Below are 14,447 nucleotides of genomic sequence, written 5' to 3' on the forward strand. Positions count from 1 at the left end.
CCAGACTGTGCGGTTCGGATACGGTCCCACCTATTAGACCGTCTCGAACGATCATGCGCCAGATATCAACTATTCGCCAACCGACACGCTATGCAGTGTCAGCTTCCCGATAGGTGATGCCGCCGCCGACTCAGGCCAGCTCGACCAGTTCCAGCAGGTCGTCGCTCCAGGCGTCCTCGTCGCCGTCCGGCAGCAGGATCGCCCGGTCCGGCTTGAGCGCGAGCACCGCGCCCGGGTCGTGCGTGACCAGCACGATCGCGCCCGGATAGCGGGCGATGGCGTCGAGCACCTGCTCCCGGCTCACCGGGTCCAGGTTGTTCGTCGGCTCGTCGAGCAGCAGCACGTTGGCACCGGAACAGACCAGGGTCGACAGCGCCAACCGGGTCTTCTCGCCACCGGAGAGCACCCCGGCGGGCTTGTCGACGTCCTCGCCGGAGAAGAGGAAGGCGCCCAGGATCTTCCGCAGCTCGGTGTCGGTCTGCTCGACCGCCGCCGCCCGCATGTTCTCCAGCACGGTCCGTTCCACGTCCAGCGTCTCGTGCTCCTGCGCGTAGTAGCCCAGTCGCAGACCGTGACCGGGGCGCACCTCGCCGGTGTCCGGCTCCAGCAGGCCGCCGAGCATCCGCAACAAAGTGGTCTTGCCGGCGCCGTTGAGCCCGAGGATGGCCACCCGGGAGCCCCGGTCCACCGCCACACTCACGTCGGTGAAGATCTCCAACGAGCCGTACGACTTGGACAGGCCGGTCGCGGTCAGCGGCGTCTTGCCGCACGGCGCCGGTGCGGGGAACCGCACCTTCGCCACCTTGTCGGCGACGCGTACCTCTTCCAGGCCGGACATCAGCCGTTCCGCGCGACGGGCCATGTTCTGCGCGGCGACCGTCTTGGTGGCCTTGGCCCGCATCTTGTCGGCCTGGGCCATCAGCGCGCCGGCCTTCTTCTCGGCGTTGGCGCGCTCCCGGCGACGACGGCGCTCGTCGGTCTCGCGCGCCTCCAGGTACGCCTTCCAGCCCAGGTTGTAGACGTCGACCACGCTGCGGGTGGCGTCGAGGAACCACACCTTGTTGACCACCGACTCCAGCAGGTCACCGTCGTGGGAGATCACGATCAGACCGCCCTTGTGGTTGGCGAGGAAACCCCGCAACCAGGTGATCGAGTCGGCGTCGAGGTGGTTGGTCGGCTCGTCCAGCAGCAGGATGCCGCCGCCGTTCTCGCCGGCGTCCCGGAACAGGATCCGGGCCAGCTCGATGCGGCGACGCTGACCGCCGGAAAGGGTGCCGATGGTCTGCGCCAGGGCCCGCTCGGGCAGCCCCAGGTTGGCGCAGATGCGGGCCGCCTCGGCCTCGGCCGCGTACCCGCCGAGCGCGGCGAACTGATCCTCCAGCGCGCCGTAGCGACGGACCAGGCGCTCGTCGGCGTCCTCGGCGAGCCGCGCCTCCAGCTCCTTCATCCCGGCCATCAGGGCGTCCAGGCCGCGAGCGGAGAGCACCCGGTCCCGGCCGGTGACGTCCAGATCACCGGTCCGCGGGTCCTGCGGCAGGTAGCCGACGGCGCTGCGCCGGTCGACCTGCCCGGCGTACGGCTGGCCCTCCCCGGCGAGCACCTTCAGCGTGGTGGTCTTGCCGGCGCCGTTGCGCCCGACCAGGCCGATCCGGTCACCGGGCTGCACCCGCAGCGTGGTGTCGGACAGCAGGATCCGGGCGCCGGCGCGCAGTTCCAGGCCGGTGGCAGTGATCATTTCCAGGTACTCGCTCTCGGGATCCGAAGGGCTGACTCAGGGCACACGAAAGCGCCGGCGGATCCACCAGACCCGTCGGCGCGGGGCGTTCAGCCTTCGCAGCGCAGCACGGCACCAAGTGTACCGGGCCCGCCGCGGTACCCCACGCGGATTACCGAGCAAGATCGTCGGGTACCGGATCGCCGACCGGACCCGGTTCCGGCTAACGAGCCACTCACTGATCGGGGTCACCATGGAGCTGAACGAGAACGCACGGATCGACACCAGTCAGGTGGAGGACCGGCGAGGCAGCGGCGGAGGCGGCGGCGGGATGGGCATCCCCATCCCGATCGGCGGCGGGCGCGGCGGCATCGTCGGCATCGTCATCGCCGTACTGGTGGCCCTCGTCGGTGGCGGCTTCGGCCTGAACGCCATGACCGGCGGCGCGGAGCAGGGCGACAACACCGCGCTGGAGCAGCGCTGCGCCGCCGAGAACGCGCTGGAGCAGCTCGACTGCCGCAACACCCTCTACGTCAACTCGATCCAGGCGTACTGGCGCACCGCCCTGCCGCAGTCCCTCGGCGAGCAGTACCGGCCGACCCGCACCGTCTTCTTCAGCCAGGCCGTCAACACCGCCTGCGGCCAGGCCGACTCCGGGGTCGGCCCGTTCTACTGCCCCGCCGACTCGCTCGTCTACATCGACCTCTCCTTCTACGAGGTGCTCGCCACCCAACTGGGCGCCGAGGGCGAGTTCGCCCAGCCGTACGTGCTGGCCCACGAGTACGGCCACCACGTGCAGAACCTGCTCGGCACCAACGAGCAGGTGCGCCGCCAGCAGCAGCGCGACCCCGGCAACGCCAACGACCTGTCGGTACGCCTGGAGTTGCAGGCCGACTGCTACGCCGGAGCCTGGGCGAAGAACGCCACCGGCACGGCCGACGAGAGCGGCCAGAAGATCTTCACCAGCATCACCGAGCGGGACATCGCCGAGGCGATCGACACCGCCGAGGCCATCGGCGACGACGCCATCTCCAAGCGCGCCGACCGGCCGGTCAACCCGGAGGAGTTCACCCACGGCTCGTCGGAGCAGCGCAAGCAGTGGTTCAACCGGGGCTACGACAGCGGCGACCCGGCCTCCTGCGACACCTTCAGCGGCGCGGTCTGACGCAGTGTGACGCGGCGGGCCCGGTCACCGGCGGCGGGGCCCGCGTCCGCGCCTAACGGCTGGTCCCGGGCCGTGGTTCGCGGACCAGAACCCGGACGGCGCGGGCTGCGGCGACCGCGGCGACAAGCACCGCGTACCGGGGTTCGGGGACGTCGAGCAGGCGGTCGGCGCGCAGCGCGGCCAGTGGGGCGAGCCGACGGTCGGCCAGCACCGTGTCCACCGCGCGCCGGTCGCCACCGACGACCAGCGCGTCGAGCCGGTCGACCGCCGGCAGCAGCAGGCGTACGGCAAGATCCGCCGCGTCGGCCAGGGCCGCCTTCGTCTGGTTGTCCCGGCGGCGGGCGAAACGCTGCTGCGACCAACCACCGGCGGCGGTACGTCCCTGCACGTAGCGGGTGTCCACCTTGTGCACGCTCAGCTGCACACCGTCGGCGACACCCATCGCCACCGCTCCTTTGCGGGCCAGCAACAGCGCGATCCGCCGTGGCGCGCCGACCTCCCGGACGAAGGTCTCCAGATCCGCGGCGACCGGCGTTCCCGGAGGGGTGTGCAGTTCGGCGGTGGCACCGTCCGGAGCGGACAGCAGCAGGCCGTACTCATGCGCGCTGACGGTGGGCGGGCCGTGCCGGTCGGCGAAGCCGGCGACCCAGCGGGCGATGCGGTCCGGATCGACCTCCACCCACCGGCCGCCCCCGGCGGCGGGTCGGCTGCTCATCACCCGACCGTACGGCACGGGCCGCCCGGGTCAGCCACCGAGGAGCATGCCGACGGCGAGCACGGTGATGATGGCGCTGGACAGCAGCGCGGTGACCAGCCGGCCGCGATCGCTGGTGAGCACCCGCCCGATCAGGGAGCCACCCCCGGCGATCAGCAGCTGCCAACTGGCCGAGGCGAGGAACACCCCGAGGGTGAAGACCACCGCGACGGCGGTGCCGGAGCCGCCCAGATCGGCCCGCCCGAGCACCAGGGCCGTGAAATAGACGATGGTGGCCGGGTTGAGCAGGGTCAGCGCGAGGATCCCGACGAACGCCCGGGTCGGCGTGTCCAACCCGCGCCGTACCGGTGCCGGACCTGCCTCGACGACCGCCGACCGGTCCGGGCCACCCGTCGACACGGCGGCCGGGGCGGGCTTCGGGGGACGGCGTCGGCCGGGTGCCCGCAGGGCGCGCCAGGCGCCATGGGCGGCGAGGGCGAGCAGCACCGTGGCGCCGATCAGGCGCAGCGGCCCGGCGACCGGCGCCAGCCAGCCCGCGACCACCGCGCCGCCGAGCGCCGCGACGCCGGCGTAGAGCCCGTCGGCGGTGGCCACCCCGAGTGCGGCGGCCGAACCGACCCGGAACGAGGTCCGGGCGGTGAGCCCGAGGATGAGCACGGCGATCGCCCCGACCGGGACGGCCACGCCGTAGCCGGCGACCAGACCGGCGAGAAACGCGCCGGTCACGATCGTCGACGTGGCGCGGGACGGCCCGGCGCGAGCCGCTGTCGACGCGCGGCGGTGGCCACGGCGACAGGACACGGCTTCATCGGGTACGCCTCACTCACCGCGCCATCCTGCGGCGACCGGCCGCTGCGACGCCACGGATTTTCGACAGGTCGGCACGCGCTCTCCCGTCAGACCGTGGCCGAACGGGAACGCCGGCGTCGGGTCGACCGACGACACCTTCCGGCGGTCGCTCAGGGCTCGCCACCGCGGCCCGGGGTGGACCCGCCACTCGCCCGGCACCGCTACCCCTGCCGAGGCTGTCGAGCTGAACCGTCGACGCCCTCAGACGTCCCCCGTCCGAGCCGGACGGCCACATGGGTGAGGCTGCGTCGCAGCATCCGCCCCGGTTCCTTGGTGTGCATCCGTCCGGCGGTGTGAATCTGGTTTGCGGGAGCGCGTTGACCGTCGGCGTCAAGCGGGGTCTAGAGTGATGCGTCTGCGCTCCCAGCTCGACAGCGCCGGGACCACCACCATCAACCTGGGTCGACTCACTGGCCGGTCCGCCGCGCGGCAACGACCACTCCGGGCGGTCCGACCCTGGTGGCACGGCGGCGGGCGGGTGAGTCACGTCGGGCGCGGCACCCGGTGGATGCCGCGCCCGAGGAGGAGATCCATGCCCCGCAGGAGCTGTCAGACGTTGAAGCCGAGGGAGCGGAGCTGGTCGCGGCCCTCGTCGGTGATCTTGTCCGGTCCCCACGGGGGCAGCCAGACCCAGTTGATCCGGATGTCGTCGACCAGGCCACCGCCGGGGCCGGTGGTCAGCGCCTGCCGGGCCTGGTCCTCGATGACGTCGGTGAGCGGACAGGCCGCCGAGGTCAACGTCATGTCCAGGGTGGCGACGTTCTGGTCGTCGACGTGTACGCCGTACACCAGGCCGAGGTCGACCACGTTGATGCCCAGCTCCGGGTCGACGACATCCTTCATCGCCTCCTCGATGTCGGCGACGGCGGCCTTGCCGCCGGCCGCCGGGGTCACCGCGCCGTCGGTCGCCACGGCGCCCGACTCCGGCGTGCTGTTGGTCTGCTCGGTCATGCCTTCACCTCCGTCGGGCTCGCGCCCACACCGGCGCGTGCCGCGGCGTCCTTGAACGCCATCCACGGCAACAGCGCGCACTTGACCCGGGCGGGATAGCGGGCGACGCCCTCGAACGCCACCCCGTCGCCGAGCACATTCTCGTCCGGCGTGACCTGACCACGGCCGGACATCAACGCCAGGAACGCCTCGTGCACCTCGAACGCCTCCGTCGCACCCCGGCCGGTCAGCAGCTCGTGCAGCACGCTCGCGGACGCCTGGCTGATCGAACAGCCCATCCCGTCGTACGACACGTCGTGCAGCGTCGCACCGTCGGTGGCCACCCGGACGGTGATCTCGTCGCCGCAGGTCGGGTTGACGTGGTGCGCCTCGCCGACCCGGTCGGCCGGGTCCGCGGCGTCGCGCAGCCCCCGACCGTGCGGGTGCTTGTAGTGGTCCAGGATGATCTCCTGGTAAAGAGTCTCAAGGTGCATCAGGCTGAACTCCCGTCGATTCGCCGGGCTCCTGCGTCGCCCGGCTCATCGGAACACCTTCCGCACCTGTTCCAGGCCCGCCACCAGCGCGTCGATCTCCTCGGTCGTGGTGTAGAGGTAGAACGAGGCCCGCGTGGTGGCCGGCACCCCGAACCGGGTGCAGACCGGGCGGGCGCAGTGATGCCCGACCCGCACCTGCACGCCGAGGGAGTCCAGCACCTGCCCCACGTCGTGCGGGTGCACGTCGCCGAGCGCGAACGAGATGGTGCCACCCCGGCCCACCGGCACCTCCGGGCCGAAGATCCGCAGGCCGGGCACGCTGCCCAGGGCGTCCAGCGCGTACGCGGTCAGCTGCTTCTCGTGCCACTGGATCGACCGCATGCCGATACCGGTGAGGTAATCCACCGCCGCGCCGAGCGCGACCGCCTCGGCGATCGGCGGGGTGCCGGCCTCGAACCGGGCCGGCGGTGCCGCGTAGGTGGAGCCACCCATCGTCACCGTCTCGATCATCGAACCGCCGCCGAACACCGGCGGCATCGCCGCCAGCAGCTCGGTGCGGCCCCAGAGCACGCCGATGCCGGTCGGGCCGCACATCTTGTGCCCGGTGAAGACGATGAAGTCGGCGTCCAGGTCGACCACGTCGATCGGCATGTGCGGCACCGACTGCGAGCAGTCCAGCAGCAGCAGCGCCCCCACCTCACGGACCCGGGCGGTGATCCGGGCGGTGGCGTTGACGGTGCCGAGGATGTTGGACATGTGCACCAGCGAGACGATCTTCGTCCGCTCGTTGACCAGGTCGGTCAGGCCCGACTCGTCCAACCGGCCGTTGTCGGTGACCGGGAACCAGCGCAGCGTTGCGCCGGTGCGCTCGGCCAGCAACTGCCACGGCACGATGTTCGAGTGGTGCTCCATCTCGGAGATGACGATCTCGTCGCCCGGCCCCAGCCGCAGCCGGGGGTCAGCGTCGGCCCGCACCGAGGCGTTGGAGAACGCGTACGCCACGATGTTGATCGCCTCGGTGGAGTTCTTGGTGAAGACCACCTCGTCGACGCTCGGCGCGTTGACGAACGCGGCGACCTTCGCCCGGGCCCCCTCGTACGCCTCGGTCGCCTCGGTGCCCAGCGTGTGCACCGACCGGGACACGTTGGCGTTGTGCCGGGCGTAGTGCTCGGCGAGGACGTCGAGCACCTGCCGGGGCTTGTGCGAGGTGTTGGCGCTGTCCAGGTAGACCAGCGGATGCCCGTTGACCTCCCGACCGAGGATCGGGAAGTCGGCGCGTACCGCCGCCACGTCGTAGCGCGGCACGTCGTCGTACTGCGGCATCCCCGGCGGGATCGCGATGGTGGTCATCGTGGTGACCGCCCCTTCCTTCGGGGTCAGACCCGCGCCGGACCGGCCCCGGCCGCGTACCGCTCGTAGCCGGACTCCTCGAGCTTGTCGGCCAGCTCCGGGCCGCCCTGCTCGACGATCCGGCCGGCGACGAAGACGTGCACGTAGTCGGGCTTGATGTAGCGCAGGATCCGGGTGTAGTGGGTGATCAGCAGCAGGCCGGTGTCGCCGGTGTCGCGCACCCGGTTCACGCCCTCGCTCACCACGCGCAGCGCGTCCACGTCGAGGCCGGAGTCGGTCTCGTCGAGAATGGCCATCTTCGGCTTGAGCAGCTCCAGCTGCACGATCTCGTGGCGCTTCTTCTCACCACCGGAGAAGCCCTCGTTGACGTTGCGCTGGGCGAAGGCCGGGTCCATGTGCAACCGCTCCATGGCACCGCGCAGCTCGCCGCCCCAGGTGCGCAGCTTCGGCGCCTCGCCGTCGATGGCGGTCTTGGCGGTACGCAGGAAGTTCGCCACCGACACGCCGGGCACCTCGACCGGGTACTGCATGGCGAGGAAGAGGCCGGCACGGGCCCGCTCGTCGACGGACATCTCCAGGACGTCCTCGCCGTCCAGGGTCACCGAGCCGCCGGTGATCTCGTACTTCGGGTGGCCGGCGACCGAGTACGCCAGGGTCGACTTGCCGGAGCCGTTCGGGCCCATGATCGCGTGGGTCTCCCCCGACCTCACGGTCAGGTCGACACCGTGCAGGATCGGCTTGAGCTCACCCTCGGGCAGCTTCACCGACACCTGCAGGTCGCGGATCTCCAGGGTGCTCATTATCGGGTCACTCCATTGCTCGGCTTCGGGCGGCCGTCGTCGCCCACGGGAAGGTAGATGTCACCGTCGCGGACTTCGACGGGGTAGACGGGTACGGGTTCGGTGGCGGGCAGCCCGGTGGGCTCGCCGGTACGCAGGTCGAAACGGGAGCCGTGCAGCCAGCACTCCAGCGTGCAGCCCTCGACCTCGCCCTCGGAGAGCGCGACGGCCGCGTGCGAGCACTCGTCGAACACGGCGTAGAACTGGTCGTCCTCGCCGTGCACGAGCGCGATCTGGATGCCGTCGACGTCCGCGCTGATCGCGGTGCCCTTCGGCACGTCCTCGACGGCGCAGATGCGGATCATCAGGCGCCCGCCTTGGTCAGCCGCGCCTCGATAGCGTCTCCCAGGCGCTCCCGCAGGGACTCCACCGGGATCTTGTGCAGCAGCTCGGCGAAGAAGCCGCGCACCACCAGCCGGCGGGCCTCGGCCTCCGGGATGCCCCGGGCCATCAGGTAGAACAACTGCTCGTCGTCGAAGCGGCCGGTGGCGCTGGCGTGGCCGGCGCCGGCGATCTCGCCGGTCTCGATCTCCAGGTTCGGCACCGAGTCGGCCCGGGCACCATCGGTGAGCAGCAGGTTCCGGTTGATCTCGTACGTGTCGGTGCCGGTCGCCTCGGCCCGGATCAGCACGTCGCCGACCCAGACGGTGCGGGCGCTCTCGCCCTGCAACGCGCCCCGGTAGCCGACGTAGCTGCGGCAGTCCGGCACGGTGTGGTCGACCAGTTGGCGGTGCTCCTGGTGCTGGCCGGAGTCGGCGAAGTAGACGCCGTACAGCTCGGCCTCGCCGCCCCGGTCGGTGTACTCCACGGTGGTGTACTGCCGGACCAGCTCGCCACCGAGGGTGACCTGGACGTGCAGCACCCGCGCGTCGCGCCCCAGCCGTACCTTCAGGTGCTGCGCCTGCACCGCGTCGTCGGCCCAGTCGGCCACGGTGACCAGCGTGAGCTTCGCCCCGTCGCCCACCGACACCTCGACGTTGTCGGCGAGGGTGGCCGAGCCGACGTGCTCCAGCACCAGGATCGCCTCGGCGAACCGGCCCACCTCGACCACCGTGTGCCCGAAGGCCAGGCCCTCGACGCCCTCGCCGACCGCCCGCAGGACGGTCGGGCCACTGATCACCGCGTCCTGCGCCACCCGCACCAGCAGCGCCTGCCCGGCCCCGCCGTAGGCCAGCGCGCTGACCCGGTCGAACGGGGTGAGCACGCTGCCGACCCGCGGGTCGTCGTGGCCGATCCGCTCCACGGACACGCCCTCGGGCAGGTCGGCGTACTCGTGCCGGACCGTGCCGGTGGCGGTCGGGTCGTCACCGACCAGCCCCCGCAGCCGCTTGAGCGGGGTGAAGCGCCACTCCTCCTCCAGGCCGGTCAGGGCCGGGAAGTCGGCGACATCGTACGAACGCAGCGCCTGCGACTTGGTGCTGGGCGGCGCGGAAGCCTGGGTAGTCATCTCGTCCTTGCTTGTGTCTACGACGACGGTGTCCGGTGCGGTGGTGCGGCCGGGGTCAGCCGACCGCGCCCTCCATCTGCAGCTCGATCAGGCGGTTGAGCTCCAAGGCGTACTCCATGGGCAGTTCCTTGGCGATCGGCTCGATGAAGCCGCGCACGATCATCGCCATCGCCTCGTCCTCGCTCAGGCCCCGGCTCATCAGGTAGAAGAGCTGGTCCTCGCTGACCTTGGAGACGGTCGCCTCGTGCCCCATCGACACGTCGTCCTCGCGGATGTCGACGTAGGGGTAGGTGTCGGAGCGGGAGATGGTGTCGACGAGCAGGGCGTCGCACTTGACCGTGCTGGCGCTGCTGTACGAGCCCTCCAGCACCTGCACCAGACCCCGGTACGAGGTCCGGCCGCCACCCCGGGCGATCGACTTCGACACGATGGTGCTGCTGGTGTGCGGTGCCGCGTGCACCATCTTGGCGCCGGCGTCCTGGTGCTGCCCCTCGCCGGCCATCGCCACCGAGAGCACCTCGCCCTTGGCGTGCTCACCGGTCATGTAGACCGCCGGGTACTTCATGGTGACCTTGGAACCGATGTTGCCGTCGATCCACTCCATGGTCGCGCCCTCGTGACACACGGCGCGCTTGGTGACCAGGTTGTAGACGTTGTTCGACCAGTTCTGGATGGTCGTGTAACGGCACCGGGCGTTCTTCTTGACGACGATCTCCACCACGGCGCTGTGCAGCGAGTCCGAGGAGTAGATGGGCGCGGTGCAGCCCTCGACGTAGTGCACGTACGCGCCCTCGTCGACGATGATCAGCGTCCGCTCGAACTGGCCCATGTTCTCGGTGTTGATCCGGAAGTACGCCTGCAGCGGGATCTCCACGTGCACGCCCTTCGGCACGTAGATGAACGAGCCGCCGGACCACACGGAGGTGTTCAGCGCGGCGAACTTGTTGTCGCCGACCGGGATCACCGTGCCGAAGTACTCCTTGAACAGGTCCTCGTGCTCCTTGAGGGCGGTGTCGGTGTCGAGGAAGACGACACCCTGCTCCTCCAGGTCCTCACGGATCTTGTGGTAGACCACCTCGGACTCGTACTGAGCGGCGACACCAGCGACGAGGCGCTGCTTCTCCGCCTCCGGAATGCCCAGCTTGTCGTAGGTGTTCTTGATGTCCTCGGGCAGGTCCTCCCAGCTGGCGGCCTGCTTCTCGGTGGAGCGCACGAAGTACTTGATGTTGTCGAAGTCGATCCCGGTGAGGTCGGCGCCCCAGGCCGGCATCGGCTTGCGCTCGAACAGCCGCAGGCCCTTCAGGCGCAGGTCGAGCATCCAGGCCGGCTCGTTCTTCTTGGCCGAGATGTCCCGCACCACCGCCTCGTTGAGGCCGCGCTGAGCCGAGGCCCCGGCGACGTCCGGGTCGGCCCAGCCGTACTCGTAGTTGCCCAGGGCGGCGAGCTGCTCCTCCTGGGTCAGGGGCTGGACGATCTGCTCGGTCATCTATCTGTCCTCACAGTGGTGACGGTCTTACCGGACTGGGCGTGCGGCGAACCCGGGATGTGCGTGGTGCACACCCCGTCGCCGTGCGCGATGGTGGCCAGGCGCTGCACGTGGGTACCGACCAGGCGGGAGATCACCGTGGTCTCGGCCTCGCACAGTTGGGGAAACTCGGCGGCCACGTGCGCCACCGGGCAGTGGTGCTGGCAGAGCTGGCCACCGGAGGCGATCGTGGAGGCACTGGCAGCGTATCCCTCGGCGGTCAGCGCCGCGGCGAGTGCCTCGGCACGGGCCATCGGATCGTCGCCCGCGTCGGCCAGGGCGGCCTGACAACGCGTCTCCAGGGCGGCCACCTGCTCGGCGGCGAAGCGCTCCACGGCCTGCGAGCCACCGGTGCGGGCGATCCAGCGCAGCGCGGCGGTGGCCATGTTGTCGTAGTGGTGGGTGCCACACCGGCTGCGGGCGGCGTCGGTGAGCAGGAACACCTTGGCCGGGCGGCCCCGCCCACGGTGACCGCGTACGGTCTGCTCGCGGGCCACCACGTCACCGTCGGCGAGCATCGCGTCCAGGTGCCGGCGGATCGCCGCCGGGCTGAGCCCGAGCGCGTCGCCCAACTGGGCGGCGGTGGCGGCGCGGCGCTCCAGCAGCAGCAGGGTGACCCGGTCCCGGGTCGACTGCTCACCGGTCGGCGCGGCCTGGGTGCTGGTCGTGGCAGGCGCGACGTGGGTGTCCGGCAGCGACCGGCCGGCGGCCGTACCGGCCGTCGACTGGTGCCCGGTGAGCCCCGCCGCCTTTTTCACAACGCCCACGTTACGTAATTCGATCAGAGCCCGCAAACGTGACCCCGGTGATCCGAACCACCGCACGGGCGGAGTCACCCGATCGGTGACAACTACGTTGCGTAGGATTCGCCTCGTGAAGCGACCCGACCGCTCCCTGGTCTCCAGCACCCTGCTGCGCCGCCTGGCGTTCGCCAACATCGTCGCGAACGCCGCGATCGTCGTCACCGGCGGGGCGGTGCGGTTGACCGCGTCCGGCCTGGGCTGTCCCACCTGGCCCCGGTGCACCGACGAGTCGTACACCACCACGGCCGAGATGGGCGTGCACGGGGTGATCGAGTTCGGCAACCGGCTGCTCACCTTCGTGCTGGTGCTGATCGCGGGCGCCACCCTGCTGGCCGCCCTGGCGCACCGTCCCCGGCGGCGCGGTGCGGTGCCGCTGGCGCTGGCCGTCGTGCTCGGCATCGTGGCGCAGGCGGTGATCGGCGGGATCACCGTGCGCACCCAGCTGCATCCCTCGATCGTGGGCATCCACTTCGTGGTGTCGATGCTGCTGCTGCTCGTCGCGTACGCCCTGTGGCGCCGGGTGAGCGAGCCGGACGGGCCCACGGTGCCGGTGGTGCCGCCGGCGCTGCGGTCCCTGACCTGGATCACCGTGGTGGCCAGCGCGGCGGTGATCGTCGTCGGGGTGGCGGTGACCGGCAGCGGCCCGCACGCCGGCGACGCCGACGCCGTCCGCAACGGCCTGGACCCGCAGACCATCTCCCAGGTCCACGCCGACCTGGTCTTCCTGCTCGTCGGCCTGACCGTGGGCCTGTGGCTGGCGTTGCGCGCGGTCGGCGCGCCGGCAGCCACCGTGCGGGCCGCGCTGACTCTGCTCCTGGTCGAGCTGGGTCAGGGGGTGATCGGCTTCGTGCAGTACTTCACCAACGTGCCGGCGCTGCTGGTCGGCCTGCACATGCTCGGCTCCTGCCTGGTCTGGCTCGCCACCCTCGCCGCGCTCTGGTCCACCCGCGAACGCCGCCCCGCCGACCATCCGACCCCGACCACCCCACCGACCGCACCCACCCCCTCCCACCCGGCCCCCTCCCACCCGGCCCCCACCCCCGCCTGACCTCGCGCCGATCATGAAGTTGTTGTCAGCCTCTCCGGCGTGGCGCGACAACAACTTCATGATCAACCCGTCGGGGCGGTGGGCCCTGGGGGCTGCCTGGTGGTGATGGGGGTGTCAGGGGGTGGGGTGGGGCAGGTGGTGGGCGATGGCGTCGGCGAGGCGGTCGGGGGCGCCGTCGGAGTGGGCGAGGAAGAGTGAGGGTTCGGTCAGTTCCAGTTCCACGAGGACCGGGGTGCCGTCGGGAGCGGGGATCAGGTCGACCCGGGCGTAGAGCAGTCGGTCGGACCCACCGGGCACCGCGGCGAGGGTCTGTGCCGCGACGGCTAGCTGGGCCGGCTGCGCCGTGCGGGCGGTGATCTCCTCGACCTTGTACAGCCCGTCGACACCCTCGTCCGGCCCGGTCAGCATCGGACCCTTGCGGATGGCGTGGCTGAAGGTCAGCCCGGTCGGGCCGGTCAGGAAGAGCAGCGCGGTCTCGCCGACGGTGTCGACCGCGGTCAGGTAGGGCTGGACCATGGCCACCCGACCGGCCGCACCGAGCCGTCGCACGTGGGCCACCGCGAGATCCCGGTGCCCCGGGTCGGCCAGGTCGTACCGGCCGGTGTCCTGACTGCCGGCGCTGACGGCCGGCTTGATGACGTACTCACCGCGATCGGCGGGCGGCTGCCACGGCTGGCCGGGCAGCACCCAGCCGGTGGGCACGGTGGGTACCCCGGCCGCCGACAACTCGTCGAGGTAGCGCTTGTCGGTGTTCCACCGCACCACGTCCGCCGGATTGACCAGCCGCGGTACGTCGGTCGCCCAGGCGACGAACTCGTCCCGGCGGGACATGTAGTCCCAGGGCGAGCGCAGCACGGCCAGGTCGTAGCCGGCCCAGTCGACGTCCGGACGGTCCCAGACGACGGGCTCGGCGACGATCCCGCGCGCGGCCAGCGGAGCCACCACGAGACGGTCGTCGTCGTCGAGGTCGGCCAGTTCGGTGCAGGTGACGAGAGCGACCCGGGGTTTCCCCCGGGTCGACTGGTGGTGATCGGTCAATTTATCTCAACGGGCCATGGTGCGTCGGGCCATCGAACGCCAGAGGTCGTTGCTCGGGCGCATCTGGTCCATCAGTTCCCGTTCCCAGGCGTTCTCCACGGCGACCCCGGCCTGCGCACAGGCCTCGCGGGCGGTCACCGTGTCCTCGGCGAACTGGTCGCCCCAGGCGCCGTCGGAGCCCACCAGGACGATGCGGGCACCGCGCTTGCCGACGTACTCGATGACCGCCTTCGCCCCGCCATGCTCGGCGGCGAACGACCGGATGCCCGCGATCAGGCCGTTGGGGGCCTGCCCGGAGGCGGTCTGACCGGCCGTCAGCGTCGTATCGGAACCATCTGCCATAACGTGAAGACTAAGCAGAGATGCACCCGGACGGGCGAGAACCATCAACCTTTTGTGATACCCATTACCCGCAGGTTTAAGGAAGACCAAAGGCGTTTCGCCCGTATTTATCAGCAGCAAATCGGGTGAATCGGAGCGACAGAACGTCCGCAAACGGACGGAGCCGATGAGCGGGACACTCGCCGCGG

General features: G+C 70.9%; 15 protein-coding genes. 2 read left to right on the plus strand and 13 right to left on the minus strand.

Annotation, left to right across the window (positions count from 1 at the left end):
* Positions 1-130 precede the first annotated feature (130 nt).
* The gene (locus O7605_RS31045) at positions 131-1,735 is read right to left on the minus strand and encodes an ABC-F family ATP-binding cassette domain-containing protein (RefSeq protein WP_269742512.1); all 1,605 of its coding nucleotides are present in this window, start codon (positions 1,733-1,735) and stop codon (positions 131-133) included.
* Positions 1,736-1,967: 232 nt separating this feature from the next.
* On the opposite strand from O7605_RS31045, the gene ypfJ reads away from it, so the two are divergent.
* A complete protein-coding gene (gene ypfJ, locus O7605_RS31050; RefSeq protein ID WP_269742513.1) occupies positions 1,968-2,879 on the plus strand; it encodes a KPN_02809 family neutral zinc metallopeptidase in 912 nt (303 codons plus the stop codon).
* Between the two features lie 52 nt (positions 2,880-2,931).
* Here the strand turns inward: ypfJ and O7605_RS31055 are convergent, their stop codons facing one another.
* The 10 genes from O7605_RS31055 to O7605_RS31100 all read right to left on the minus strand — a co-directional run bounded on the left by O7605_RS31055 (position 2,932) and on the right by O7605_RS31100 (position 11,786).
* On the minus strand, positions 2,932-3,594 hold the full coding sequence (locus tag O7605_RS31055) for an acVLRF1 family peptidyl-tRNA hydrolase (RefSeq protein ID WP_269742514.1): 663 nt from the start codon (positions 3,592-3,594) through the stop codon (positions 2,932-2,934).
* A gap of 30 nt (positions 3,595-3,624) precedes the next feature.
* On the minus strand, positions 3,625-4,320 hold the full coding sequence (locus O7605_RS31060) for a LysE/ArgO family amino acid transporter (protein ID WP_269742515.1): 696 nt from the start codon (positions 4,318-4,320) through the stop codon (positions 3,625-3,627).
* A gap of 672 nt (positions 4,321-4,992) precedes the next feature.
* On the minus strand, positions 4,993-5,394 hold the full coding sequence (locus O7605_RS31065) for a metal-sulfur cluster assembly factor (RefSeq protein ID WP_269742516.1): 402 nt from the start codon (positions 5,392-5,394) through the stop codon (positions 4,993-4,995).
* Complete coding sequence (sufU, locus tag O7605_RS31070; protein WP_269742517.1) at positions 5,391-5,867, minus strand: Fe-S cluster assembly sulfur transfer protein SufU; 477 nt, start codon at positions 5,865-5,867, stop codon at positions 5,391-5,393. Before sufU ends, O7605_RS31065 begins: the two co-directional genes overlap by 4 nt.
* 45 nt (positions 5,868-5,912) lie before the next feature.
* Positions 5,913-7,217, minus strand: a complete 1,305-nt coding sequence (locus O7605_RS31075) for a cysteine desulfurase (RefSeq protein ID WP_269742518.1) — start codon at positions 7,215-7,217, stop codon at positions 5,913-5,915.
* 26 nt (positions 7,218-7,243) lie between these two features.
* Positions 7,244-8,017 (minus strand): Fe-S cluster assembly ATPase SufC, encoded by a 774-nt coding sequence (gene sufC / locus O7605_RS31080; RefSeq protein WP_269742519.1) that lies wholly within the window; start codon positions 8,015-8,017, stop codon positions 7,244-7,246.
* On the minus strand, positions 8,017-8,361 hold the full coding sequence (locus tag O7605_RS31085) for a non-heme iron oxygenase ferredoxin subunit (protein WP_210827531.1): 345 nt from the start codon (positions 8,359-8,361) through the stop codon (positions 8,017-8,019). The genes sufC and O7605_RS31085 overlap by 1 nt, the downstream gene beginning before the upstream one ends.
* A complete protein-coding gene (gene sufD / locus O7605_RS31090; protein WP_269742520.1) occupies positions 8,361-9,503 on the minus strand; it encodes a Fe-S cluster assembly protein SufD in 1,143 nt (380 codons plus the stop codon). Before sufD ends, O7605_RS31085 begins: the two co-directional genes overlap by 1 nt.
* Before the next feature lie 55 nt (positions 9,504-9,558).
* The gene (gene sufB, locus O7605_RS31095) at positions 9,559-10,989 is read right to left on the minus strand and encodes a Fe-S cluster assembly protein SufB (RefSeq protein ID WP_093401439.1); all 1,431 of its coding nucleotides are present in this window, start codon (positions 10,987-10,989) and stop codon (positions 9,559-9,561) included.
* A complete protein-coding gene (locus tag O7605_RS31100) occupies positions 10,986-11,786 on the minus strand; it encodes a helix-turn-helix transcriptional regulator (protein WP_443084016.1) in 801 nt (266 codons plus the stop codon). The genes sufB and O7605_RS31100 overlap by 4 nt, the downstream gene beginning before the upstream one ends.
* 115 nt (positions 11,787-11,901) lie before the next feature.
* Between O7605_RS31100 and O7605_RS31105 the strand changes: the two genes are divergently transcribed.
* Positions 11,902-12,879 carry a COX15/CtaA family protein gene (locus O7605_RS31105; protein ID WP_269742521.1) on the plus strand — a complete coding sequence of 326 codons (978 nt, stop codon included), beginning with the start codon at positions 11,902-11,904 and terminating at the stop codon, positions 12,877-12,879.
* A 114-nt stretch (positions 12,880-12,993) separates the two neighbouring features.
* Here the strand turns inward: O7605_RS31105 and O7605_RS31110 are convergent, their stop codons facing one another.
* Both O7605_RS31110 and O7605_RS31115 read right to left on the minus strand, forming a co-directional pair.
* Complete coding sequence (locus tag O7605_RS31110; RefSeq protein ID WP_269742522.1) at positions 12,994-13,917, minus strand: ATP-grasp domain-containing protein; 924 nt, start codon at positions 13,915-13,917, stop codon at positions 12,994-12,996.
* A 6-nt stretch (positions 13,918-13,923) separates the two neighbouring features.
* On the minus strand, positions 13,924-14,259 hold the full coding sequence (locus O7605_RS31115) for a hypothetical protein (protein WP_164448285.1): 336 nt from the start codon (positions 14,257-14,259) through the stop codon (positions 13,924-13,926).
* Positions 14,260-14,447: the final 188 nt, after the last annotated feature.

The organism is Verrucosispora sp. WMMA2121 (genome assembly GCF_027460185.1).
Lineage (GTDB): Bacteria > Actinomycetota > Actinomycetes > Mycobacteriales > Micromonosporaceae > Micromonospora > Micromonospora palythoicola.